This is a genomic window from Pseudomonas sp. B13(2017), from assembly GCF_002113245.1.
In the GTDB taxonomy this organism is placed as follows: domain Bacteria; phylum Pseudomonadota; class Gammaproteobacteria; order Pseudomonadales; family Pseudomonadaceae; genus Aquipseudomonas; species Aquipseudomonas putida_Z.
This window is the reverse complement of record NZ_NEJX01000020.1, coordinates 98,232-121,000: the sequence shown is the minus strand read 5'-3', so window position 1 is coordinate 121,000 and position 22,769 is coordinate 98,232. Positions and strand designations below refer to the sequence as shown.

At 64.8% G+C, this 22,769-nt stretch carries 20 protein-coding genes, 1 tRNA gene and 1 pseudogene; 13 read left to right on the top strand and 9 right to left on the bottom strand.

The window, feature by feature from the left end; translation table 11 throughout:
• The first annotated feature begins 328 nt into the window (after window positions 1-328).
• Window positions 329-571: a sulfurtransferase TusA gene (tusA, locus tag CAG44_RS22730; protein ID WP_003248727.1), complete on the top strand. Its 243-nt coding sequence runs from the start codon at window positions 329-331 to the stop codon at window positions 569-571.
• A 60-nt stretch (window positions 572-631) separates the two neighbouring features.
• On the top strand, window positions 632-1,774 hold the full coding sequence (gene pdxB / locus CAG44_RS22725) for a 4-phosphoerythronate dehydrogenase PdxB (protein ID WP_025338308.1): 1,143 nt from the start codon (window positions 632-634) through the stop codon (window positions 1,772-1,774).
• Between the two features lie 188 nt (window positions 1,775-1,962).
• On the opposite strand, the gene CAG44_RS28995 is transcribed toward pdxB, so the two are convergent.
• Entirely contained in the window at window positions 1,963-2,136 is a 174-nt protein-coding gene (locus CAG44_RS28995; protein WP_170929323.1) for a PA1571 family protein, read from the bottom strand.
• A 213-nt stretch (window positions 2,137-2,349) separates the two neighbouring features.
• On the opposite strand from CAG44_RS28995, the gene CAG44_RS22720 reads away from it, so the two are divergent.
• From CAG44_RS22720 to mqo, 4 genes and pseudogenes are all read left to right on the top strand, one after another.
• A complete protein-coding gene (locus CAG44_RS22720) occupies window positions 2,350-4,113 on the top strand; it encodes an ABC transporter transmembrane domain-containing protein (RefSeq protein ID WP_085693041.1) in 1,764 nt (587 codons plus the stop codon).
• A gap of 92 nt (window positions 4,114-4,205) precedes the next feature.
• A pseudogene (locus CAG44_RS29365) lies at window positions 4,206-4,988 on the top strand (hypothetical protein); the annotation flags it as partial.
• A 165-nt stretch (window positions 4,989-5,153) separates the two neighbouring features.
• Window positions 5,154-5,921 (top strand): methyl-accepting chemotaxis protein, encoded by a 768-nt coding sequence (locus tag CAG44_RS29360; RefSeq protein ID WP_371858550.1) that lies wholly within the window; start codon window positions 5,154-5,156, stop codon window positions 5,919-5,921.
• Window positions 5,922-6,196: 275 nt separating this feature from the next.
• Window positions 6,197-7,771, top strand: a complete 1,575-nt coding sequence (gene mqo / locus CAG44_RS22710) for a malate dehydrogenase (quinone) (protein ID WP_085693037.1) — start codon at window positions 6,197-6,199, stop codon at window positions 7,769-7,771.
• A 201-nt stretch (window positions 7,772-7,972) separates the two neighbouring features.
• On the opposite strand, the gene CAG44_RS22705 is transcribed toward mqo, so the two are convergent.
• Both CAG44_RS22705 and CAG44_RS22700 read right to left on the bottom strand, forming a co-directional pair.
• Window positions 7,973-8,049, bottom strand: a tRNA-Pro gene (locus CAG44_RS22705).
• An 80-nt stretch (window positions 8,050-8,129) separates the two neighbouring features.
• Window positions 8,130-8,351: a YgdI/YgdR family lipoprotein gene (locus tag CAG44_RS22700; RefSeq protein WP_025338312.1), complete on the bottom strand. Its 222-nt coding sequence runs from the start codon at window positions 8,349-8,351 to the stop codon at window positions 8,130-8,132.
• A gap of 188 nt (window positions 8,352-8,539) precedes the next feature.
• Here CAG44_RS22700 and moaB point away from each other — a divergent pair, with 188 nt between their 5' ends.
• Window positions 8,540-9,079: a molybdenum cofactor biosynthesis protein B gene (gene moaB, locus CAG44_RS22695; protein ID WP_025338313.1), complete on the top strand. Its 540-nt coding sequence runs from the start codon at window positions 8,540-8,542 to the stop codon at window positions 9,077-9,079.
• 22 nt (window positions 9,080-9,101) lie between these two features.
• Window positions 9,102-10,289, top strand: coding sequence for a gephyrin-like molybdotransferase Glp (glp, locus tag CAG44_RS22690; RefSeq protein WP_085693040.1), 1,188 nt, complete (start codon window positions 9,102-9,104; stop codon window positions 10,287-10,289).
• A 9-nt stretch (window positions 10,290-10,298) separates the two neighbouring features.
• On the opposite strand, the gene CAG44_RS22685 is transcribed toward glp, so the two are convergent.
• Window positions 10,299-11,525 (bottom strand): glycosyltransferase family 4 protein, encoded by a 1,227-nt coding sequence (locus CAG44_RS22685; RefSeq protein ID WP_085693036.1) that lies wholly within the window; start codon window positions 11,523-11,525, stop codon window positions 10,299-10,301.
• 270 nt (window positions 11,526-11,795) lie between these two features.
• On the opposite strand from CAG44_RS22685, the gene yegS reads away from it, so the two are divergent.
• The gene (gene yegS, locus CAG44_RS22680; RefSeq protein ID WP_085589419.1) at window positions 11,796-12,683 is read left to right on the top strand and encodes a lipid kinase YegS; all 888 of its coding nucleotides are present in this window, start codon (window positions 11,796-11,798) and stop codon (window positions 12,681-12,683) included.
• Here the strand turns inward: yegS and CAG44_RS22675 are convergent.
• The 3 genes from CAG44_RS22675 to CAG44_RS22665 form a co-directional block, all read right to left on the bottom strand.
• Window positions 12,667-13,326 carry a response regulator transcription factor gene (locus CAG44_RS22675; protein WP_025338317.1) on the bottom strand — a complete coding sequence of 220 codons (660 nt, stop codon included), beginning with the start codon at window positions 13,324-13,326 and terminating at the stop codon, window positions 12,667-12,669. The genes yegS and CAG44_RS22675 overlap by 17 nt on opposite strands.
• Window positions 13,316-14,212, bottom strand: coding sequence for a sensor histidine kinase (locus tag CAG44_RS22670; RefSeq protein ID WP_085589423.1), 897 nt, complete (start codon window positions 14,210-14,212; stop codon window positions 13,316-13,318). The genes CAG44_RS22675 and CAG44_RS22670 overlap by 11 nt, the downstream gene beginning before the upstream one ends.
• Before the next feature lie 375 nt (window positions 14,213-14,587).
• On the bottom strand, window positions 14,588-15,097 hold the full coding sequence (locus CAG44_RS22665; protein ID WP_025338319.1) for a hypothetical protein: 510 nt from the start codon (window positions 15,095-15,097) through the stop codon (window positions 14,588-14,590).
• A 350-nt stretch (window positions 15,098-15,447) separates the two neighbouring features.
• On the opposite strand from CAG44_RS22665, the gene CAG44_RS22660 reads away from it, so the two are divergent.
• Complete coding sequence (locus tag CAG44_RS22660) at window positions 15,448-16,383, top strand: chemotaxis protein CheV (RefSeq protein ID WP_015269524.1); 936 nt, start codon at window positions 15,448-15,450, stop codon at window positions 16,381-16,383.
• A gap of 56 nt (window positions 16,384-16,439) precedes the next feature.
• Window positions 16,440-17,243 carry an MOSC domain-containing protein gene (locus CAG44_RS22655; RefSeq protein ID WP_085589425.1) on the top strand — a complete coding sequence of 268 codons (804 nt, stop codon included), beginning with the start codon at window positions 16,440-16,442 and terminating at the stop codon, window positions 17,241-17,243.
• Between the two features lie 129 nt (window positions 17,244-17,372).
• On the opposite strand, the gene CAG44_RS22645 is transcribed toward CAG44_RS22655, so the two are convergent.
• Window positions 17,373-19,298 carry a transglycosylase SLT domain-containing protein gene (locus CAG44_RS22645; RefSeq protein WP_075044214.1) on the bottom strand — a complete coding sequence of 642 codons (1,926 nt, stop codon included), beginning with the start codon at window positions 19,296-19,298 and terminating at the stop codon, window positions 17,373-17,375.
• A 221-nt stretch (window positions 19,299-19,519) separates the two neighbouring features.
• On the opposite strand from CAG44_RS22645, the gene CAG44_RS22640 reads away from it, so the two are divergent.
• On the top strand, window positions 19,520-21,448 hold the full coding sequence (locus CAG44_RS22640; RefSeq protein WP_025338322.1) for an ATP-binding cassette domain-containing protein: 1,929 nt from the start codon (window positions 19,520-19,522) through the stop codon (window positions 21,446-21,448).
• Between the two features lie 125 nt (window positions 21,449-21,573).
• Here the strand turns inward: CAG44_RS22640 and CAG44_RS22635 are convergent, their stop codons facing one another.
• On the bottom strand, window positions 21,574-22,014 hold the full coding sequence (locus tag CAG44_RS22635; protein ID WP_013971709.1) for a universal stress protein: 441 nt from the start codon (window positions 22,012-22,014) through the stop codon (window positions 21,574-21,576).
• Between the two features lie 110 nt (window positions 22,015-22,124).
• Between CAG44_RS22635 and CAG44_RS22630 the strand changes: the two genes are divergently transcribed.
• Entirely contained in the window at window positions 22,125-22,562 is a 438-nt protein-coding gene (locus CAG44_RS22630; RefSeq protein ID WP_085693035.1) for a hypothetical protein, read from the top strand.
• Window positions 22,563-22,769 lie beyond the last annotated feature (207 nt).

Genomic DNA, 22,769 nt, shown 5'->3' with positions numbered 1-22,769 from the left:
CCTCGCGCCGGTCTTGCTCCCGGGAGTACGCGCTGCAGGCCCCATCCATGGGGCCTCAGCGCTTGACGGGCATCCATGCCCGTCACCTCCCTCCGCAAGACCTCTGCTCGGCCTCCTGAAGTCGCGAAGATCAAGATCAAGATCAAGATCAAGATCAAGATCAAGAGCAAGAGCAAGAGCAAGAGCAAGAGCAAGAGCAAGATCAGGAGCAGGAGCAGGAGCAGGAGCAGGAGCAGGAGCAGGAGCAGGAGCAGGGCGCGTCTTCACAGGCGGTGCTTGGACCACGTCGCGCGATGCGCGACAATAGCGATCATTTGCGGAGTCCCCCATGACCGATTTCACCCCCGACGCCATCCTCGACGCCACCGGCCTGAACTGCCCGGAACCGGTGATGATGCTGCACCAGCACGTGCGCAACCTGGCCGCTGGCGGCCTGCTCAAGGTCATCGCCACCGACCCCTCGACCCGCCGCGACATCCCCAAGTTCTGCAACTTCCTCGGCCACGAACTGCTGCAGCAGCAGGAAGACGCCGGTACCTTCCTGTACTGGATCCGCAAGAAAGCCGACTGAGCCGCTCTGGAACACGCCCGGCGTTGCGCCTACACTGCGTTCCCCAGACAGGAGAGCGCCATGCTGATAGTTGCCGACGAGAACATCCCGCTGCTCGATGCCTTCTTCCAGGGTTTCGGCGAAATCCGTCGTTACCCGGGCCGAAGCCTCGATGCCGCCAGCGTAAAGGACGCCGACATCCTGCTGGTGCGCTCGGTGACCAAGGTCGACCGCCAGTTGCTCGAAGGCAGCCGCGTGCGCTTTGTCGGCACCTGCACCATCGGCACCGACCACCTCGACCTGAACTACTTTGCCGAGGCCGGCATTCACTGGAGCAGCGCACCGGGCTGCAATGCCCGCGGCGTGGTCGATTACGTGCTGGGCAGCCTGCTGACCCTGGCAGAACTGGATGGCGTGGCACTGCCCGAGCGCGTGTATGGCGTGGTAGGCGCGGGTGAGGTGGGTGGCCGCCTGGTGCGGGTGCTGCACGGCCTGGGCTGGAAGGTACTGGTATGCGACCCGCTGCGCCAGGCCGCCGAGGGCGGTGACTACGTCAGCCTCGAGACCATCCTGCAACAGTGCGATGTGATCAGCCTGCACACCCCCTTGCAGCGTGGCGGCGAGCACCCGACCTGGCACCTGCTGGGCCAGGCGCAGCTGGCGCAGTTGCGCCCCGGTGCCTGGCTGGTCAACGCCAGCCGTGGCCCTGTAGTGGACAACGCCGCCCTGCGCGAACTGCTGCTGGACCGCGAAGACCTGCATGCGGTGCTGGATGTGTGGGAGGGTGAGCCGCAGGTCGACCTGCAACTGGCCGACCTGTGCACATTGGCTTCGCCGCACATTGCCGGCTACAGCCTCGACGGCCGCCAGCGTGGTACGGCGCAGATCTACCAGGCGCTGTGCCGCTTCCTCGGTGTGGATGAACAGGTGCAACTGGCCGACCTGCTGCCCCGGCCGCCGCTGGCGCAGATCGAGCTGGATGCCAGCACCGACCCGGCCTGGGCCTTGGCCACCCTGTGCCGCGCGGTGTACGACCCACGCCGCGACGATGCCGATTTCCGCCGCAGCCTCAGCGACGACCCGCAGCAGCAGCGTGCAGCGTTCGACCAGTTGCGCAAGCAGTACCCGCCACGGCGCGAGATCGAGGGGCTGGCGGTGCGCTTGCGCGGGGAGTCGCCGCAGTTGGCGCAGCTGGTCAGTGCCTTGGGTGGGGTGTTGGTCTGACAGCCTTTTGAAAGCTGTGCCGGCCTCTTCGCGGGCTTGCCCGCTCCTACAGGGACCACACAGGCCCTGAGGTCAATGGGGGACCTGTGGGAGCGGGCAAGCCCGCGAAGAAGGTTGAGCTGATCTGTCAGGATTATCCAAGGCAAATAAAAACCCGGCGCAAGCGCCGGGTTGCAAGAATTCGCCGATCAACCTTTGCGTACGCGCTCTACCCGGCTTTCTTCCAGGGCCTTGCAGGCCTGCTGGATCATCTGCTCGGTGATCGGTACTTCGCGCCCCTGGGCATCGATGATCGAACCGCACACCTGCGGCTGAGGGGTAGTCCGGGGCTTCTGGTTGTCGCTGCCATGCTGCAAGCTCATGTATTGTCTCCTCATCAGGTTCAAGCGCAGGTTAACCCTGTGCCGTGACTGGCCTGTGACAGTACCTGCAGGGTCACGGCAGGCACAGTCGAACAGAAACGGCGGTAAAGCTCCATAGCCTGGTTAGACCGATAGGCTATAGCAACCCTGCAAGGGTTCCACAGGCGTGGATGAGTGGTAGGCTGCGGTTTCCCCGCCAATGTGGTCAGCGCCATGCCCGAATCGGTTTCCCCGCGTCAACGCCGCGCCTTGCGCCTGGGTTGGCAGTTTGTCCGTCCGTACCGTCGCCAGGTGCTGCTGGCCTTGCTGGCCCTGGTAGTCACCGCCGCCATCACCCTGTCCATGGGCCAGGGCATCCGCCTGCTGGTGGACCAGGGCTTCATGACCCGCTCCGCGCATCAGCTCAACCAGACCATCGGCCTGTTCCTGCTGCTGGTGGTGGCCCTGGCGGTGGGTACCTTCAGCCGCTTCTACCTGGTGTCGTGGATCGGCGAGCGCTGCGTGGCCGATATCCGTCGGGCCGTGTTCGACCACCTGATCGGCCTGCATCCCGGGTTTTTCGAAGACAACCGCAGCTCCGAGATCCAGTCGCGGCTGACCGCCGACACCACCTTGCTGCAATCGGTAATCGGCTCTTCGCTGTCGATGTTCCTGCGCAACGCGCTGATGGTCATCGGTGGCGTGGTGTTGCTGTTCATCACCAACCCCAAGCTCACCAGTATCGTGGTGGTGGCCCTGCCGCTGGTGCTGGCGCCGATCCTGCTGTTCGGCCGCCGGGTACGCAGCCTGTCGCGGCAGAGCCAGGACCGGGTGGCCGATGTGGGCAGCTATGTGGCCGAGACCCTCGGGCAGATCAAGACCGTGCAGGCCTACAACCACCAGGCACATGACCGCGAGCTGTTCGCCGGCACAGTCGAAGCGGCGTTTGCCGTGGCCCGGCAGCGGATTGCCCAGCGCGCCTGGCTTATCACCCTGGTGATCGTGCTGGTTCTGGGAGCAGTGGGGGTGATGTTGTGGGTTGGCGGCATGGACGTGATCGCCGGGCGTATTTCCGCGGGCGAACTGGCCGCCTTCGTGTTCTACAGCCTGATCGTAGGCAGCGCCTTCGGCACCCTCAGCGAGGTGATCGGCGAGTTGCAGCGGGCGGCGGGCGCCGCCGAGCGCATTGCCGAACTGTTGGCGGCGCGCAGTGCGATCCTGCCGCCCGCCATGGCGCAGGTGCTGCCACAGCAGCGGGCCAGTGGGCATATCGAACTGCAGCAGTTGGTGTTCGCCTACCCATCACGGCCCTCGGTGGCGGCTGTCGATGGCCTGAGCCTGACCATCGAGCCGGGGCAGACCGTGGCGCTGGTGGGCCCGTCGGGGGCGGGCAAGTCGACCTTGTTCGATTTGTTGCTGCGCTTCTACGACCCCCAGCAGGGGCGCATCCTGCTCGATGGCCGGGCGATCACCGAACTCGACCCCGATCACCTGCGCCAGCAGTTCGCCCTGGTGGCACAGAACCCCTCGCTGTTTCGCGGCACGGTCGAGGCCAACATCCGCTATGGCCGGCCCGAGGCGACCCTGGCCGAGGTCGAGGCAGCCGCCCGGGGTGCCCATGCCGACGCATTCATCCGGCAATTGCCGCAGGGCTACCAGACACCGCTGGGCGAGGGCGGCATCGGCCTGTCCGGCGGGCAGCGGCAGCGCCTGGCCATCGCCCGTGCGCTGCTGGTCGATGCGCCGATCCTGTTGCTGGACGAAGCCACCAGCGCACTCGACGCGCAAAGCGAACACCTGATCCAGCAGGCGCTGCCCAGCCTGATGGCCGGGCGCACCACCCTGGTGATCGCCCATCGCCTGGCTACTGTCCAGCATGCCGACCGTATCGCGGTCATCGACAAGGGCAGGCTGGTGGCGGTGGGGACGCATCGCCAGCTGATCGAAGAGAGCCCGCTGTATGCCCGGCTGGCGGCCTTGCAGTTCACCACGGGGTAGCTTGTAGTGGCGTTGTAACATTTCTGTAGTATTTGCCTGAGAGTATCTAGCTCAACTGTTGCGTAAGTGCTCGACCTGGCTGCCATTGCTTGATGGCAGCCTTTTTTTGGCCTGCCAGTAACCGGGCTGCGTTGCACCCCATTGCCAACTTGCGCGGCCCCCGGTCTTCCTCCTGCTTTCCGAGATCCAAGATGTTGCGTAAATCCCTCAGAGTGCAAATTCTCTCCCTGCTCGGCGGCAGTCTGGTGGCGATGTTGCTGATCGCCCTGGTGTGCTTCCAGTTCCTCTCGTCCAGCGTGCGCGGCTACGCCGAGCTGGTCGACGGGCCGCTGCGGGCCTCGCAGTTGATCGACGAAGCCAACCTGCAGTTCAAGATCCAGGTGCAGGAATGGAAGAATGTGCTGTTGCGCGGGCGCCAGCCGGCTGACATGGACAAGTACTGGCAGCAGTTCCAGGCTCGCGAGCAGCAGGTGCAGCAACTGCTCGGGCAATTGATCGACAGCAGCGACGCGAGGCTCAAGGCGCCGCTGCAGCAACTGCGTGACAGCCACCGGCAGCTGGGCCAGGCCTATGCGCAGGGGCGCCAGGCATTCCTGGCGGCGGGCGGCGACCCGGTGGCCGGCGACCAGGCGGTCAAGGGCGTGGACCGCGCTGTCAGCGAGCAGATGAGCGAACTGGTCGAGCAACTGCGTGCCGAAGCCCGTCAGCACGCCGCCAGCCTGAGTGCCGGCGCCGAGCGCACGGTATGGCTGGGCCTGCTGGTGATGCTGGCCTCGGCCGTGCTGGTGGGGCTGCTCAGTCTGTGGCTGGTCAACCGCAGCCTGATCGAGCCGATCCGCCAGTTGATCGACTATGTCGCGCAGCTTAGCCAGGGCCGCTTTGCCGCCCGGGTAGACAGCCGCCGCGAGGACGAACTGGGTCGCCTGGCGCGGGCCGCCAACACCCTGCGCGATTTCCTCGCCGACACGGTCGGCCGGCTGCAGGACAACGCCCAGGAGCTGGAAGGCGCCAGCGGCCAGCTGCGCAGCATCGCCGGCGACATGGCCCGTGGTACCAACGACCAGTTCCAGCGCACCGACCAGGTGGCCACGGCCATGCACGAGATGTCCGCCACCGCCCAGGAAGTCGCGCGCCATGCCGCCGAGGCCGCCCGCGCGGCGGACGACGCCGACCACAGTGCCCAGGCGGGCGAGCAGGTGATGCAGCAGACCATCGACATCATCGGCGCGGTCAACCGCGAAATTGCCGACACGGCGGCGGTGATTCGCGATCTGGAGCATGACAGCACGCGCATTGGCAAAGTGCTCGAAGTGATCCGTGGCATTGCCGAGCAGACCAACCTGCTGGCGCTCAACGCGGCCATCGAAGCGGCCCGTGCCGGCGAGGCCGGGCGAGGTTTTGCGGTCGTCGCCGATGAAGTGCGCAGCCTGGCCCAGCGCACGGCGGCGTCGATTGCCGAGATCCACCAGATCATCGAAGCGGTGCAGTCTGGGGCGGTGGAGGCGGTCAAGGCCATCGAAAGCGGCCAGCAGCGCAGCGGGGAGGGTGCCGAGCAGGTGCAGCAGGCCGGGCAGATGCTGCAGCGCATCACCCTGGCAGTGGAAGCGATCCGCGACATGAACCGGCAGATCGCCACGGCGGCCGAAGAGCAGACCAGCGTGGCCGAGGACATCTCGTGCAACCTGATCGAAATCACCCGCATCGCCACGGCCAACCAGCAGGCGGTGCAGCATACCGAACAGGCGGGGCAGCGCCTGCATGGGTTGTCGGGGCAGCTGGGTGAAGTCACCTCCCGCCTGAGCGCCTGATCTTTCAAGGGGGCCGCTGCGCGGCCCATCGCCGGCAAGCCAGCTCCCACAGGGGGCGGTGCAGGCCTGCTCTTTGTGGGAGCTGGCTTGCCGGCGATGGGGCGCGTAGCGACCCCTAGGGGGAAACCCGCCATCTGACAAGGGCAAGCTGTTCCCCATTGGCGGATTGTCGCCATCTACCCCATCGCCCGCCCCCTGTATTCACTGCTCCAGACCCAGTTGGCACGTTCCCTGCTCAAGGCGGCGCGCGTGTACACAACAACTGGATAACATCAATGAAGAAATTCCTGCTGACGTTCCTCTGCCTGGGCGTCATCGGCTGCTCCAAACCCGCGGAGCCGGAAAAGACCGTCGATGTGCTGCTGATTGGCGGTGGCATCATGAGTGCCAGCCTGGGCACCTACCTCACCGAGCTGGAGCCTTCCTGGAAGGTCGACGTCTACGAACGCCTGGACCAGGTGGCCGAAGAAAGCTCCAACGCCTGGAACAACGCCGGTACCGGTCACTCCGCGTTCTGCGAGCTGAACTACACCAGCGTCGGCAAAGACGGCAGCATCGACATCAGCAAGGCCGTTGGGGTCAACGAGCAGTTCGAGGTGTCCAAGCAGTTCTGGGCCTACCAGGTCGAGCAGGGCGTGCTCAGCAACCCGAAGTCGTTCATCAACAACGTGCCGCACATGAGCTTTGTCTGGGGTGACGACAACGTCGCCTTCCTGCACAAGCGCGTCGACGCCCTGCAGCACAGCTCGCTGTTCCGCGGCATGGAAATCTCCGAAGACCACGAGCAGATCCGCAAGTGGGCACCGCTGGTGATGGAAGGCCGTGACCCGGAGCAGAAAATCGCCGCCACGCGCATGGCCATCGGCACCGACGTGAACTTTGGCGAAATCACCCGCCAGTTGTTCGCGGCGATGACCCGCAACCCCAATGTGTCGTTGAACCTGCGTCATGAAGTGCGCGACATCGTGCGCAACGACGACGGCACCTGGCATGTGCGGGTGGCTGACCTTGCCAACGGCGGCGAGGAAAAGGCCGTCAACGCCCGCTTCGTGTTCATCGGTGCTGGTGGTGGCGCGCTGAAGCTGCTGCAGAAGTCGGGCATCCCTGAAGCCGAAGGCTATGCCGGCTTCCCGGTCGGTGGCCAGTTCCTGATGACCGACAACCCCGACCTGGTCGCCCGCCACCAGGCCAAGCTGTACGGCAAGGCCTCGGTCGGCGCGCCGCCGATGTCGGTACCGCACCTGGACACGCGGATGATCGATGGCAAGCAGGTGCTGCTGTTCGGCCCGTTCGCCACCTTCTCCACCAAGTACCTCAAGCACGGCTCGCTGCTGGACATGTTCGCCTCGCTGAACAGCCACAACGTGCTGCCGATGGTCAAAGCCGGTATCGACAACATCGACCTCAGCACCTACCTGATGGGGCAGTTGATGCTCAGTTTCGATGACCGCATGAACGCGCTGCGCGAGTACTTCCCCAACGCCAAGAACGAAGACTGGAAGCTGCTGCAGGCCGGCCAGCGGGTGCAGGTGATCAAGAAGGACCCGGTACTGGGCGGTGTGCTGCAGTTCGGTACTGAAGTGGTGGCGGCCCAGGACGGCAGCATCGCTGCATTGCTGGGGGCATCGCCGGGTGCCTCGACCGCGGCGCCGATCATGCTGACCGTGCTGGAAAAGACCTTCAAGGACCGTATCCAGTCGCCAGCCTGGCAGGCCAGGCTCAAGGAAATCGTGCCAAGCTATGGACAGAAGCTGAACAACAACCTGGCGCTGACCAACCAGACCCGGGCCTGGAGCAGTGAGCGCCTGCAGTTGCTGTATGTGCCGGTGGAGGCTGAGGTGTCGCACTGACACATGTGGGAGCGGCCTTGTGTCGCGAAAGGGTCGCAACGCGGCCCCAGGATTTCAGCCAGGCTGCACAAGTTGCTGGGGGCTGCCTTGCAGCCCTTTCGCGACACAAGGCCGCTCCCACAAGGGGGGCGCGCGCTGGGGCAGGGCACTTTTCAAGGCACAACAAAAAGCCCGCACTAGGCGGGCTTTTTGACGAGGATTTGGTCGGAGAGACAGGATTCGAACCTGCGGCCTTCTCGTCCCGAACGAGACGCGCTACCTGGCTGCGCTACACTCCGATGAAGGAAATCCTACTGCATACTTTTTTTGCACGCAAGCCCTTGTTGTTAAAAGGGCCTTTGCAAAAAACAGGCTGCGATCAGAGCTCTTTGACGGTGCGGATCTGGTCCTTGTTCAGGCGTGTGCGCTTGCCGTCCAGCTGCTCGAATTCGTAGAAACCGGAGTCTTCATCGAACTTCGGTGTGTCGGTGGCCTGGATTTCGCGACCGTCGTTCAGGGTAATGACGGTTGGCGATGCGCAGCCAGCGAGGGCGCCCAGGCCCAAGGCGAGCAGGAAGGCGGGTAGGGTCCGTTGAATCATCGTGTTTCTCCAGTGCGATGGTGCTAGATGACATTAAGACGCAGGGCGTCCACGCAAGTTCCGTCTACAGTGCAGCATAGCGGCAAACCCGGGGCATTGATCGAGGGCAAGGGCCACGGGCGTCACGCTGTGATGGGCGCGCGCTGTGTTATAACTGCGGCCATCCCATCTTCTTGTGACGGACCCCCATGAAAGCCAAGGCAGATACCCCCTTCGTGCCGCTGAACATCGCCGTGCTCACGGTCAGCGACACCCGTACTTTCGACACCGATACCTCCGGCCAGCTGTTCGTCGACCGGCTGAGCGCGGCTGGCCATCGCCTGGCCGAGCGCGTGCTGCTGAAAGACGACTTGTACAAGATTCGCGCCCAGGTCGCCACCTGGATTGCCGATGACAGCGTGCAGGTGGTGCTGATCACCGGCGGCACCGGCTTCACCGGCCGCGACAGCACGCCCGAGGCCGTGGCCTGCCTGCTGGACAAGCAGGTAGAAGGCTTTGGTGAGCTGTTCCGGCAGATTTCCGTGGCCGACATCGGCACCTCCACCGTCCAGTCGCGCGCCCTGGCCGGGCTGGCCAACGGTACCCTGGTGTGCTGCCTGCCGGGTTCGACCAACGCGGTGCGCACCGGTTGGGACGGTATCCTCGCCGAGCAGCTGGATGCCCGCCATCGCCCGTGCAACTTCGTGCCGCACCTGAAGCAGGCAGCGGCCTGCGACAGCCGTGGCTGAGGTCCGCCAGGCCCGGCCGCTGATGCCGGTAGAACAGGCCCTGGAGCAGCTGCTGGCTTTGGCCGAAGCGGCACCGATCCGCGACACCGAGAACCTGCCGCTGGCCGAGGCCGAGGGCCGTGTGCTGGCCACCGACCTGGTGGCCTCGCTCGACCTGCCGCCTTGGCCGAACAGTGCCATGGACGGTTACGCCCTGCGCATGGCCGACTGGCAGGGCGAACCACTGCCGGTCAGCCAGCGGATTTTCGCCGGCCATGCGCCGCAGCCGCTGCAACCGGGCACCTGCGCGCGCATCTTCACCGGGGCACCGCTGCCCGAAGGTGCCGACTGCGTCGAGATGCAGGAAAACACCGAAGTGGCGGAGGATGGCCGGGTACGCTTTCTCGAAGCGTTGAAGACCGGGCAGAACATTCGTCCCCAGGGCCAGGAAACCCGCAAGGGCGAACAGGTGATGAGCGCCGGCACCCGGCTGGGGCCGATCGAGCTGGGCCTGGCCGCGACCCTGGGCCATGGCCGGCTGGACGTGGTGCGCAAGGTGCGGGTGGCGGTGTTGTCCACCGGTGACGAACTGGTCGAACCCGGCCTGCCGCTGGGGCCGGGGCAGATCTACAACAGTAATCGCCGGCTGCTAGTCAGCTGGCTGCAGAGGCTGGGCTGCGACGTGGTCGATGCGGGCATCCTGCCGGATGACCTGGCGCGCACCCGTAGCTGCCTGGCCGAGCTGGGCGATGTCGACCTGATCCTGTCCACCGGCGGTGTCTCGGTGGGGGAGGCCGACTACCTCGGCGCCGCCCTGCGCGAAGCCGGCGAGCTGGCCTTGTGGAAGCTGGCGATCAAACCGGGCAAGCCGCTGACCTTCGGCCACTTCCAGGGTGTGCCGGTAATCGGCCTGCCGGGTAACCCGGCCTCGACCTTGGTCACCTTCGGCCTGCTGACCCGGCCCTACCTGTTGCGGCGTCAGGGCGTGGCCGATGTCACGCCGTTGCGCTTCGACATGCCGGCCGGCTTTGACTGGCCCAAGCCTGGCACGCGCCGCGAGTACCTGCGCGCCCGCATCGAACAGGGCCAGGTGCGCATCTACAAGAACCAGAGCTCTGGCGTGTTGCGCAGTGCGGCCTGGGCCGAAGGGTTGGTGGAGGTGCGCGAAGGCAGTACGCCGAAGCAGGGTGACAGCGTGCCGTTCATCCCCTTCAGCGAACTACTTGGCTGAGCGGCCCCGTCAGGCACTGGCCAGCGGCGTGGCCTCGGCCGGTGCCGCCAGTGCCAGGCGCATGTGCACGTTCTCCAGTTGCAGGGCGGCCACGCTCCAGTCGTGGCGCTGGCGGGCGAACTGGCGCCCGGCGTCGCTCAACTGGCTCATGCGCCAGGGCTGGTTGAGCAACTGGGTGATCAGCAGGGCCAGCTGGTCGCCATCCTCACTGCCCAGGTAGTGCTCACCATTGTTCGCGGCCAGGCCTGAAACACCTTTGCCGGTGGTGATCACCGGCAAGCCAGCGGCCATCGCTTCGAGGATTTTCACCTTGGAGCCACCGGCATAGCGCAGCGGTGCGAAGAACAATGCCGAACGCCGTTGCAGTTCACGCAGGTCGGGGCAGTAGCCGAACCATTCGATGCGCGGGTCGTTCCAGTGCAGTTTCCAGCTGGCCGGCATGGCATGCCCGGCAATCGCCAGGCGCACCGCCGGGTTGCTCATCCAGACCTGCGGCATGATGTCTTCCAGCGCCCATTCGATGGCCTCCAGGTTGGCGCCATACTCGAAGTTGCCAACGAACAGCAGGCGCTGGCTGTGCAGCGCGGGTTGCACGTGCTGGTAGAAATCACAGTCCACGCCATTGACCACCACGTTCACCGGGCGCCCGCTGATCTGCGCGATCAATTCGGCATCGTGGGCGCTGACTGCCACCAGTTCGGTGGGTTGGCGCAATACCCGCTGTTCCCAGCGTCGATAGCGCCAGCGATCGAAGGCGTTGAGCGGGCGCAGCCATAGCGGCAGGCGATCGTGGCTGGCGCCACCCATCACCGACTCCAGGGTGTGCTCGCTGAGCATGTACGGCAGCCCGCGTGCCTGCAGGGCCTTTTCGAAGGGCTGGAAACTGTAGCTGTGTTCGATCTGGATCACGTCCCAGGGCTCGTCCAGCAATTGCTCGAAGCGGTGCCGCAGGCAAGGGGCCAGGCCATTGATGATTGCCCGCATGGGGTAGGCGATGATCGGTGAGGCCAGCAGGTTGAGTGGGCTGTGCAGGGGCCGACGGGGCAGCACGATCAGGCGCTCGAGCAGCGGTTCCAGGGCTTCGCGGGCGGCATCGCCGAGCGGGATCTTCGATTGCACCAGCAGGGTAATCCGGTGGCCCCGCTGTGCCAGTGCGCGTATCAGGTGGTATTGCCGGGTCTTGCTGCCGCTGGTGGTTGGCCAGGGCAGGTACGGCAGTGTCCAGAGAATGCGCATGACCCGGTATCCTCGCTAAAGGCCGCGGATAGCAAGACGCGCCCGTGGGCAGCAGTGGTAGAACCACTGCCGGGGGCGCGTCCGTGGCAATAAAGTGTATCTGCTGAGCATAGCCGTGCATTGCCAGGCGTGTGGGAAAAGACCGGCCGACGCTTGTCGGTTGATGCCCCACAAACGATCGCGTTGGCCTGCTATTTTTTCGGGCGCATGCAACGATCCGCAATTGCAAAGGGTCGAGATCTGGGTTGATCACTTCACGGAGGCGCGCACATGCAAGGGCGCAAGGCAATGCTGATCCTGCACGGCAAGCAGGCCATGAACGAAGACGTGCGCAGCGCCGTGCATGGCCTGCGCGACAGCGGCTGGGTACTGGATGTGCGGGTCACCTGGGAGGCCGGCGACGCGCAGCGCCTGGTCACCGAGGCGCTGGCCGCCGGCTACGGCCATATCGTCGCCGGAGGCGGCGATGGCACGCTGCGTGATGTCGCCGAGGCCATGGGGCAGGCAGGTACCGAGGCCACCCTGGCGTTGTTGCCGCTGGGCACGGCCAACGATTTTGCCAAGGCCGCCGGCATACCCCTGGAGCCTGCCACCGCCCTGGCACTGCTGAACATACCCGCACGGCCAATAGACCTGGGCCAGGCCGGCGATCAGTTGTTCCTCAACATGGCCACGGGCGGTTTTGGCAGCCAGGTCACGGCCAACACCTCCGAAGACCTGAAGAAAGTGCTGGGCGCGGCCGCCTACCTGTTCACCGGCTTGTCGCGCTTCAGCGAACTGCAGGCAGCCTCGGTGGAGCTGCAAGGGCCGGGCTTCGACTGGCAGGGTGACCTGCTGGCGCTGGGGATCGGCAATGGCCGCCAGGCCGGGGGGGGGCAAGTGCTGTGCCCCGAGGCCCTGGTGGACGACGGCTTGCTCGATATCGCCATCCTGCCGGCACCACAGGAGATGGTCGGGGCGCTGCGTGAGCTGTTGGCTGGCAACGGGTTGTTAGTCAGGGCCAGGTTGCCCTGGGTCGAGATCAAGTGCTCGCAGGGCCTGGACATCAACCTCGATGGCGAGCCGGTGCAGGCCGACAAGTTGCGCTTCCAGGCCAGGCCCGCTGCACTGCGCCTGCATCTGCCGGAGGGGTCGCCGTTGCTCAGTCGTCCAGGCTGATGATTTTCTCGCGCACGGCGAACAGCACCAGGCCGGCCACGTCATGAATCTGCAGGCGTTTCATGATTTGCGAGCGGTGGGTTTCCACGGTCTTGATCGACAGGCCCAGGCCGGTGGCGATTTCCCGTGTGGACTTGCCACGCACGATCAGGCGCAGGATTTCCAGCTGTCGCGCCGTGAGGTTATGCCGCTCGCCCGCGGGTTGCTTGCCCTGCCTGGCGTGCTGCAGCGCCTGGTTGATGACCGTATGGGCGATGGCTGGGCTGAGGTAGCGCTCGCCGTTGCGCACCGCGGCCAGGGCCTGTTCCAGTTCGGTGGCGCTTGTGTCCTTGAGCAGGTAGCCGTGGGCGCCGCTTTCCAGGGCCCGCATGATCAGGTCCGGGTCGGTGTGCATCGACAGGATCAGCACCTTGCAGGTGTTGCCGCTGGCGCGCAGTTGGGTGAGGGCGTCCAGGCCGCTGGTCGAGCGCATGGAGATGTCCAGCAAGACGATGTCCGGCGCCAGCGTGCGCACCTGTTCGAGCAACTGGCTGCCGTCGTCGGCTTCACCGATCACGTCATAGCCGGGGATGTCGCAGACCAGTGCGCGCACCCCGGCGCGGATCAGCGAGTGGTCGTCTACCAGCAGCAGTCTACAGGTCATGGGTTGCAGTACTCCTGGCGCGTTCCTGGGTGCGCGGTGGCCATGGGAACATTGCCTCGATGCGCGTGCCCAGGCCGAGCTGGCTGGTGATGTCCAGGCTGCCCTGCAACGCGGTTACCCGCTCCTGCATGCCGGCCAAGCCCCGCTGGCCTGCTTCGGCCGGTTGCCTGGCTGGCACGAAGCCGCGGCCATCGTCGTGGATCGATAACGCCAACCCCTCGGGGGTGCGCTGCAGGCGGACGACCAGGTTGCGTGCCTGGGCGTGGCGCAGCATGTTGGTCACGGCTTCCTGGGTAATGCGGAACACCGCCATGGCCACGGCCTCGTCGATGCCGCCCAGGCGCTGGTTGCACGCCAGGCTCCAGTGCACGCCGCTGTTGCCCAGGGTGCGCACCAAGTGTGCGCGCAGGCTGGCCTCCAGGCCCAGGCTGGCCAGCTGCCGCGGGTTGAGAAGGGCGGAGACATCGCGCACGTTGCCCAGGGTGTCATCCAGCGTGCTGCGCAGGGCGTCGCAGTGGCCTTGCAGGTCATCGGGCATGCGCTTCTGCAGCCACTGCAGCTGCAGCTTGGCGGCGGTGAGCAGCTGGCCGATGTCATCGTGCAATTCCCGGCTCAGGTGCTGGCGCTCGTCTTCCTGGACCTTGAGCATGCGCTCGGCCAGTTCCGCCGGGCGCAGGTTGATCGACCTGGCGCCCAGGGCCAGGTGCACGGCAGCGCCCAGCGTGGCGGCCAGCTGCAGCAGCAGCAGGCTGGCCGGGATCGCCTGGTCGGTCAGGTACAGCGACAGGGTGGCGACCAGCGAGGCCACGCACAGCCCGACCGTCGCCCAGCGCAGCAGGGTAGTGCGGGAGCAGCACCGCAAAGAAGTCTTCAAGCGTGGAAACATAGGTAGGGAAGCCACTGAAGTATTGCTGATGGAGGCCTTGCACAATCCATGTCAGAGGCTTTGGAGCAGTACTTTATATTTTCTTTCGAACGCGTGATCTTGCGACCTTGCTGCAGGTCGCAAGCGTTTGTGGGGCCGCATATTACCACTTCGCAGTGCATTGGTCGCGATCGGGTAACGCTATGAAACGCCTGCGGGGCGGGCGCTGGAGGGTAGCAAAGTGCCACTTGGCTTGATCGCACAACAGGCACTTGCCATTGAACTTGCGCGCTGTTGATTCAACTTGGCCCCCGGCAACCTGGAAAACTTCGAGAACTTTCCAAGTTCGGCCTGGGTGGGCCTGAATAAACGTGCCCGGCTGCATTTCAAGCCAGTTCAATATGTGGCAGATGAGCGGCCGGAGTGCGTGCTGCCTGCCGTCTCGGTATGCGGGTGGATGCACACGCTGCCTTGCTCGTCGCAGGAGGTGCAGGGTTGTGCAAACGTTTGCTGCACGGCCTTGGCCAGTTCACCCAGCAGTACCAACTGCTCGCCGATGTCCAGGTTGAGCCGCCCGGTGCAAGGGTCGACCAGCTCCAGCTGCCAGGCCAGCAGGGTCAGGCAGGCCCCTACCGCGGGCAGGGCTTCGCGCTGCAGGCGACCGACCTGGCAGGCCGGTGCCAGCAACTGCTGCAGGGCGGTGGTGTAATGGGCGACTTCGCGCAGGCCCAGGTGTGTGGCCTGTCGAGCAAGGTTGTCGAGGGCGTTGTCCAGGCAATGGCAGGCATCCGGGTCGTTGTCGATCAGCTCCAGATGCTGCAGGCATTCCTGGGCCTGGGTCAGCAGTACCTGGGCATCCAGCAGGAACCCCTGCAGGGCGTTATCGAACGACAAGGCGCTGTCCATCATGATGCCCCCGCGCGTGGGGCAGGCGCAGGGGACGGGCACGCCAAAACGATAGCTAGCAAAAGCCTGACTCCATTCATGCAATGAGAATGGCGTCACATTAATGGCTAAAGGATATCGCGAACATCAGGTTGCACCCGATTGTGGCTAAGGGTTTCCCTGATAAGGGCCTCAGGTGGGGAACTTTTACCGTCCCGCTGAATCACCCGCGCTTCCCGCAGTAAAGCATGATGGTAAAGTGATATCAATTGCCTTCACGGCATTTTCCCGCAAGGGTCAAGGTGTGCGTGAAGCCGCCGATACAGGGTGGATGATTTCACTTTTTCCGACTCAAGCCTGGGGGCTTTCCAATGGCTGGCATTCTCGACACGGTAGACCAACGCACGCAACTGGTGGGTGAGAACCGCCTGGAAATCCTGATGTTTCGCCTGGCCGGCCGCCAGCTGTTCGCGATCAACGTGTTCAAGGTGCAGGAAGTGCTGCAACTGCCCAAGCTGACCCTGATGCCCCAGCGCCACGCTTTCGTCTGCGGTGTGGTCAACCTGCGCGGCCAGACCCTGCCGGTGATCGACCTGTCCCAGGCGATCGGCATGCGCCCGCTGCAACCGGGGCCGGACAGCACCATCATCGTCACCGAATACAACCGCTCGGTACAGGCCTTCCTGGTAGGCGGTGTCGACCGCATCGTCAACATGAACTGGGAAGCGATCATGCCGCCGCCATCCAGTGCCGGCCGCCAGCATTACCTGACCGCCATCACCAAGGTCGATGACAAGCTGGTGGAAGTGATCGACGTGGAGAAGGTGCTGGCCGAGATCGTGCCGTACAACGCCCGGGTTTCCGGCGACAAGCTCGCCGACCCGGTGCTGGCCCGGGCCCGTGGCCGCGAAGTGCTGCTGGTGGACGACTCCAGCGTGGCCCTGGCGCAATTGCGCGACACCTTGTCCCAGCTGGGCGTGAAGCTGCACGTGGCCAGTGATGGCCTGAAGGCGCTGCGCATGCTCAAGGGCTGGGCTGACGCTGGTGAGGACGTGTGCGAGAAGCTGCTGATGGTGTTCACCGACGCCGAGATGCCGGAAATGGACGGCTACCGGTTGACCACCGAGATCCGTGGTGATGCCCGTTTGCGCCAGCTGTACGTGGTGTTGCACACCTCGCTGTCGGGTAGTTTCAACGAATCCATGGTGAAGAAGGTGGGCTGCGACAACTTCCTGTCCAAGTTCCAGCCCGATCGCCTGGTCGACGTGGTCAAGCAACGCCTGTTGCTGGATGCCGCTACCGCGTGATCCCGGCCCCTGCCGGGTATAAGCTTGGCGTTTTGGCATGACGCGAGGCGGCAGGGATGTTTCTCAGTGAGCTGTATCGGTACCCGGTGAAGTCGGGGCAGGCGCAACGCCTGCAGGCTTCACCGGTGGGATTGCTGGGGTTGCAGGGTGACCGGCGCTGGATGGTGGTGGAGGAAGAAAACGGACGCTTCCTTACCCAGCGCGCCTGGCCTCAGCTAGGCCAGATCAAGGCTAGTGATGATGACAGCGGCCAATTGCTGCTGGAAGCACCTGGGCAGGCACCGTTGCGGGTGCCTGTGCCGCCTGCCGATGACGCCCTGCGCGGCGTGACCATCTGGCGCGATACCCTGCGCGTGCCGGATGCGGGCGATGCGGCGGCGGCCTGGCTGAGCCAGCTGCTGGGCAAGGCCGTGCGCCTGGTGCATTGCCCGGAGCAGCGCGCGCGTTACCTGCCCAATGGTTATGGCTTCAACAGTGACCGGGCGGCGTTCCCGGACGGTTTCCCGTTATTGCTGATCGGCCAGGGTTCGCTGGACGAACTCGACCGGCGTATCGGACGGCCCATGGAGATGCTGCGCTTTCGGCCCAACCTGGTGGTGCAGGGGGCTGAACCGTTTGCCGAAGATGGCTGGAAGCGGATTCGTATCGGCAGCCTGGAGTTTCGCGTGCTCAAGCCCAGTGTGCGCTGCATCTTTACCACCATCGACCCGGCTACCGGCGAGCGCAGCGAGGACCGCGAGCCGATGGCCACGCTCAGGACCTTCCGTGAGAAGGAGGGGGATGTGCTGTTCGGGCAGAACCTGGCGGTGGACGGCAGTGGGTGGTTGGAGGCAGGGATGAAGGTCGAAGTCCTGGAGTAGCTGTGTTGCCTGTTCCGGCCTCTTCGCGGGCTTGCCCGCTCCCACAGGATCACCACAGCTTTCAAGGCTTGTGAAGAACCTGTGGGAGCGGGCAAGCCCGCGAAAGGGCCGGCACAGGCTCAGTAGCAATCACATGTCATCGAAGTACCGCTCATGCCAATCCACCAGCGGCTGCGGCGAGTTCAGCTTCTGCCCATAGATCACCGAATACGACAGCACGTTCTGCACATACTGGCGCGTTTCGTCGAACGGGATCGACTCCACCCACACATCGAAGCTCAGGTGCTTGGCGCCTTTGAGCCACTGCCGCACGCGCCCGGGCCCGGCGTTGTAGGCTGCCGAAGCGAGTACCCGGTTGCCGTTGAACTGGCTGTGCACCTGGCTCAGGTAGGCGGCACCCAGCTGGATGTTCTTGTCCGGGTTGAGCACCTGCGCCGGTGATGCCAGCGGGATGCTGAACTTGCGCGCGGTTTCCTTGGCCGTGGCCGGCATCAACTGCATCAGGCCGCTGGCACCCACCGGGGAACGGGCATCCTCCATGAACGCGCTTTCCTGGCGGGTAATGGCGAATACCCAGCTTGAATGCAGGCCGCGGACCTTGGCCTCGCGCACCAGGGTGTCGCGGTGGGCCATCGGGAAGCGAATGTCCAGGTCGTCCCAGTACTGCGCCTGACTGATGGTGCGAATGGCCGGGAAGTACCAGCGCAGGTCGTAGCCCAGGCGCGCCTGGGCGACCATTTCGTCGCGGGTGAAGTGGCGGCTGACGTGGTACCACTCGCGGCGGCCTTCGACGATCTGGCCGCGGGCGTGGAACTCCAGGGCACGGCGGATGCCCGGGGTGTTGCGTACCTTGTTGACCAGCTGCGGGCTCAGCACCAGCGGCTTGTTGTTCAGCTGGTAAGGGGTCTGTGCCCGGTCGGCGGCGAGGAAACCGTAGAAGTCACGCTCACGCGCCACGGTCTTGTACAGCAGCGGGATCTGAGGGTTGTTCGGCTGTGCCAGCTCCAGGCTGCGCGCCTGCCAGTACTTCCAGCGGCTGCTGCTGGCCAGGTCCTGGGGCAGGCGGCGGGTCAGTTCGTAGGCGTCTTCCCAACGGCCCAGGCGCAGCAGCAGGCGCAGGCGCCATTCGCTGACGGTGTTGTCACGCAGTTCGGGGTCGTAGCGGGTCATCAGGTCGAGTGCGCGCGGGTCGTAGCGGCGCGCCAGGGTCAGGCCGATTTCACGGGCGATGGCCACCTTCTCGTCACGGGAAAAGTGCATGCGCTGGGCGTAGTCGTCGAGCAGTGCCATGGCCCGCTCCGGGTCCTGCCGGGCCAGGCGGCGCAGGCCGAGGCTGACCACGTCGGACATGGCCTCGTTGACCGGGGTGAAGCGCGACGGCTGGTTGAGCAGCTCGGGTTTCTGCGCCACATCGACCAGCAGGCGCCCCTGCGGGGCGAGGGTGGTCAGGGTCTTGACCAGGTTGTTGGCCAGGCCGTAGTTGCGCGCCTGGGCCGCCAGCTTGGTGCGTTGCCAGCGCTTGGCCTCGGTCAGCTGGCCCTCGGCCGCCCACATGCCGAACAGCGTGTCGCAGGTGGCCGGCTGCGACTTGCCGACGTTCCACAGTTTGTCGGCCGTGGCAAAACCTTCGGCGCGCAGGCCGTGGCTGAGCTGGTACTGGCCGTTGAGGCAGTCCAGTTCGGTGAAGTTGAGCTTGGGGTCGTAGTACTTGGCGAAGGTGTTCCATTCGCCGCGTTCGGCCAGCCAGCGCAACCAGCGCAGTTTCATCCAGTTGGCCTGGGGCAGGTCGCCATGCTTGGCGAGGAAGCCTTCGATTTCCTGGTTGCTGGCGGTTTTCAGGCGGGCGGTGAGTTCGTCGTAGGCCAGGTAGGGCGTCAGCGGGTAGTCGCTGAGGGCCTGGGCATAGCGCAGGTACGGGCCTTTGTCGCCTTTGGCCAGCGCGCGCTTGGCCTCGTCATAGTATTGGCGTTGCAGGGTAAGGTCGGCGGCCTGCGCCGCGCAGGTGGCGGCGGTGAGCAGCAGGCAGGATGCAATATGTAACAGGCGGCTGCGCATGATACGTCCGGGCAGTTGAACCATGGGGAAGTGACGGCGGAGCCAGCACTGTTGGAAGCTATTGCCTTAGCTTAGCTGTTTGCCGGCGGCGGGTGAAAGCACTGTGCTTGTATCGGGATATTAAGTTCGACCAGATGTCGCAAAGGCCTCGCCGGTTGGCCAGGCGGATGCCGTCGAGGGCCAAGTCAGGTAGAATGCGCGCCCGATTTATGGAGACCAACATGACCCTGCTCAAATTCAGCGATGTGTCCCTCGCATTCGGCGCCATGCCGCTGCTGGACAAAGTGTCCTGGCAGATCGCTCGTGGCGAGCGGGTGTGCATCATCGGCCGCAACGGCACCGGCAAGTCGAGCATGCTGCGCCTGGTCAAGGGCGAGCAGAAGGGCGACGACGGCGAAATCTGGCGTGCCCCGGCCCTGAAGATCGGCGAGCTGCCGCAGGAACTGCCGGTGGCCGACGAGCGCACGGTGTTCGATGTGGTGGCCGCAGGCCTGGATGGCGTGGGCGAGTTGCTGGCGCAGTTCCACCACCTGAGCCTGAACATCCAGGGCGATGAAGACCTGGAAAAACTCATGCACGTCCAGCACGAGCTGGAAGCCCGTGACGGCTGGCGCCTGCAGCAGGTGGTGGAAAGCACCCTCAGCCGCCTGCAGCTGCCGGCCGACAAGACCCTGGCCGAACTGTCCGGTGGCTGGCGCCGCCGCGTGCTGCTGGCCCAGGCGCTGGTGTCGGAGCCCGACCTGCTGCTGCTCGACGAACCGACCAACCACCTGGACATCGGTGCCATCGCCTGGCTCGAAGAGGCCCTGCGCGGCTTCAACGGCGCGGTGCTGTTCATCACCCACGACCGTTCCTTCCTGCAGAACCTGGCCACCCGCATCCTCGAACTGGACCGCGGCGGCCTGATCGACTGGAACGGCGACTATGCCAGCTTCCTGGTGCACAAGGAGGCCGCGCTGGCCGCCGAGGAAACCGCCAACGCATTGTTCGACAAGCGCCTGGCCCAGGAAGAAGTGTGGATCCGCCAGGGCATCAAGGCCCGCCGCACCCGCAACGAAGGCCGCGTACGTGCGCTGAAGGCCCTGCGTGTGGAGCGCAGCGAACGCCGCGAGCGCCAGGGCAAGGCCAATATCCAGATCGAGGCGGCGGAAAAGTCCGGCAAGCAGGTGATGGTGCTGGAAAACGTCAGCTTCCATCACCCCGACGGGCCTGTGCTGGTCAAGGACTTCTCCATGGTCCTGCAGCGTGAGGACCGCATCGGCCTGCTGGGCGCCAACGGTACCGGCAAGACCACCCTGCTCAAGCTGATGCTCGGCGACCTGGAGCCGACCACCGGCAAGGTCGAGCGCGGCACCAAGCTGGAAGTGGCCTATTTCGATCAGATGCGCCACCAGCTCGACCTGGAAAAGACCGTTATCGACAACCTGGCCGAAGGCCGCGACTTCATCGAGATCGACGGCCAGAACCGCCATGTGCTGAGCTACCTGGGCGATTTCCTGTTCAGCCCTCAGCGTGCCCGTACGCCGGTCAAGGCGCTTTCGGGTGGCGAGCGTGCACGGCTGTTGCTGGCCAAGCTGTTCAGCAAGCCGGCCAACCTGCTGGTGCTTGACGAACCGACCAACGACCTGGACGTGGAAACCCTCGAGTTGCTCGAGGAGGTGCTGTCCAACTACAAGGGCACCGTGCTGATGGTCAGCCACGACCGGGCCTTCCTCGACAACGTCGTCACCAGCACCCTGGTGTTCGAAGGCGAGGGCAAGGTGCGCGAATACGTCGGTGGTTACGAGGACTGGATTCGCCAGGGTGGCTCGCCGAAGCTGCTGGGCGTGACCGAGAGCAAGGGCGGCAAGTCCGAGCTCAACAGCGCGGTGGTGGAGAAGGTCGAGGCCAAACCGGCGCCTGCGCCTGTTGCAGAGGTGGCCGATGGTTCGAAGAAGAAGCTCAGCTACAAGCTGCAACGTGAGCTGGAAATGCTGCCAGGGCAGATCGACGAACTGGAGCAGCGCATGGCCGAGGCCCAGGAAGAAGTGAATGCGGCGGGCTTCTATCAGCGGCCGATTGCGGAAACCTCGGCAGTGCTGGCCAAGATCGAGAAGCTGCAGGGTGAGCTGGATGTGCTGGTGGAGCGCTGGGCCGAACTGGAAGGCTGATCGGCGTTAGCCTGGCCCGGCCCCTTCGCGGGTGAACCCGCTCCCACAAGGACCGCACCGCTGTTGAACGCGGTGCAGTACCTGTGGGAGCGGGCAAGCCCGCGAAATGGCCGGCACAGGTTGAATCATTCCTTCTTCTGCAACCGCACCGCCAGTACATCGCACGGCGCACCATGCAGCACGTCATTGGCCGTGGACCCCAGCAGCAACGCCAGGCCGTGACGGCCATGGCTGCCGACCACGATCAGGTCGCACTTCTGGTCCTTGGCCAACTGGTGGATTTCCTGGCGCGGCTGGCCATAGGTCAGGTGCGAGTCGCCGCGGTGGATGTCCGGGTATTTGTTGAACAGGCGGTCCATGCGTTCCTTGGCCTGGTCGAACTGCTGCTGTTGCAACTGCGACAGGTCCATCGGCACGTCACCGCCGAACGCCATGGCCATCGGCTCGACGATGTGTACCAGCGAAACCTTGGCATTCGAAGGTGCAGCCAGCGCCATGGCACGTTTGATCACCGGGTCGCATTCTTCGGTCAGGTCGACGGCGACCAGAAGATGTTCGTAGGACATGAGCGGAACTCCTGACAATCGCGATAGAAGAAGTATGGTCGCTTTCGGGCGGGTCTTCCGTGAAAAATGGCTAACCAGCTCATTTGCAACGTTTTATGGGAACTACAGATATGACGGTATTGCTGGTGGTGTCAATCCTCGCGCTGATTCTCAGCCCGCTTTCCTGGTTGCGCACCTCGCGCAAGCAGAGCGAGCAGATGAAGCTGCGCCTGGAGGCTCGGCGCATGGGTCTGGCCATGCAGCTGGCGCCGCAGCAGTGGCCGCACTGGCTGGAAAAGGAGCCGCCAAGCCCGTGCCCGCAATACCACCGGGCACGTCGCCGCGGGCATGAGGACAGCTTCAGCTTCTGGCAGATCGCCCCGGGGGTGTGGTGGAACCAGTGGCGCGAACCCTGCGAGGACCCACGCTTCATGGAGGCCCTGGCGCGCTTGCCGGCGAGTGTCTACAAGGTCGAGGCCGATGCCCGGATGATCGCGCTGTACTGGACCGAGCGGGGCGATACGGCTGTGTTGCAGGATATTGCCCACGTCCTCGAAACCTTGGCCTGAAATTTGCCTTTGCGCGGTCTCTGTGGGAGCGGGTTTACCCGCGAAGAAGGCGACTCGGTGGGTGGCACCGGCTTTGCCGGTGTTCGCGGGTAAACCCGCTCCCACAGGGCCCCGCTAAGCCCGCCCATTGGTCTTCTCATCCGAAGGCAAGCACAAAACGACAAAGCGGCGGCTTGGCCGATCCCCTGAAGGGGTGGGGTGCCAAGT

What these genes read in the sequence shown, in the direction of transcription:
- tusA (WP_003248727.1), top strand. Translation starts at nt 329, where the DNA reads ATGACCGATTTCACCCCCGACGCCATCCTCGACGCCACCGGCCTGAAC.
- pdxB (WP_025338308.1), top strand. Translation starts at nt 632, where the DNA reads ATGCTGATAGTTGCCGACGAGAACATCCCGCTGCTCGATGCCTTCTTC.
- CAG44_RS28995 (WP_170929323.1), bottom strand. Translation starts at nt 2,136, where the DNA reads ATGAGCTTGCAGCATGGCAGCGACAACCAGAAGCCCCGGACTACCCCT.
- CAG44_RS22720 (WP_085693041.1), top strand. Translation starts at nt 2,350, where the DNA reads ATGCCCGAATCGGTTTCCCCGCGTCAACGCCGCGCCTTGCGCCTGGGT.
- CAG44_RS29360 (WP_371858550.1), top strand. Translation starts at nt 5,154, where the DNA reads ATGGCCCGTGGTACCAACGACCAGTTCCAGCGCACCGACCAGGTGGCC.
- mqo (WP_085693037.1), top strand. Translation starts at nt 6,197, where the DNA reads ATGAAGAAATTCCTGCTGACGTTCCTCTGCCTGGGCGTCATCGGCTGC.
- CAG44_RS22700 (WP_025338312.1), bottom strand. Translation starts at nt 8,351, where the DNA reads ATGATTCAACGGACCCTACCCGCCTTCCTGCTCGCCTTGGGCCTGGGC.
- moaB (WP_025338313.1), top strand. Translation starts at nt 8,540, where the DNA reads ATGAAAGCCAAGGCAGATACCCCCTTCGTGCCGCTGAACATCGCCGTG.
- glp (WP_085693040.1), top strand. Translation starts at nt 9,102, where the DNA reads ATGCCGGTAGAACAGGCCCTGGAGCAGCTGCTGGCTTTGGCCGAAGCG.
- CAG44_RS22685 (WP_085693036.1), bottom strand. Translation starts at nt 11,525, where the DNA reads ATGCGCATTCTCTGGACACTGCCGTACCTGCCCTGGCCAACCACCAGC.
- yegS (WP_085589419.1), top strand. Translation starts at nt 11,796, where the DNA reads ATGCAAGGGCGCAAGGCAATGCTGATCCTGCACGGCAAGCAGGCCATG.
- CAG44_RS22675 (WP_025338317.1), bottom strand. Translation starts at nt 13,326, where the DNA reads ATGACCTGTAGACTGCTGCTGGTAGACGACCACTCGCTGATCCGCGCC.
- CAG44_RS22670 (WP_085589423.1), bottom strand. Translation starts at nt 14,212, where the DNA reads ATGTTTCCACGCTTGAAGACTTCTTTGCGGTGCTGCTCCCGCACTACC.
- CAG44_RS22665 (WP_025338319.1), bottom strand. Translation starts at nt 15,097, where the DNA reads ATGGACAGCGCCTTGTCGTTCGATAACGCCCTGCAGGGGTTCCTGCTG.
- CAG44_RS22660 (WP_015269524.1), top strand. Translation starts at nt 15,448, where the DNA reads ATGGCTGGCATTCTCGACACGGTAGACCAACGCACGCAACTGGTGGGT.
- CAG44_RS22655 (WP_085589425.1), top strand. Translation starts at nt 16,440, where the DNA reads ATGTTTCTCAGTGAGCTGTATCGGTACCCGGTGAAGTCGGGGCAGGCG.
- CAG44_RS22645 (WP_075044214.1), bottom strand. Translation starts at nt 19,298, where the DNA reads ATGCGCAGCCGCCTGTTACATATTGCATCCTGCCTGCTGCTCACCGCC.
- CAG44_RS22640 (WP_025338322.1), top strand. Translation starts at nt 19,520, where the DNA reads ATGACCCTGCTCAAATTCAGCGATGTGTCCCTCGCATTCGGCGCCATG.
- CAG44_RS22635 (WP_013971709.1), bottom strand. Translation starts at nt 22,014, where the DNA reads ATGTCCTACGAACATCTTCTGGTCGCCGTCGACCTGACCGAAGAATGC.
- CAG44_RS22630 (WP_085693035.1), top strand. Translation starts at nt 22,125, where the DNA reads ATGACGGTATTGCTGGTGGTGTCAATCCTCGCGCTGATTCTCAGCCCG.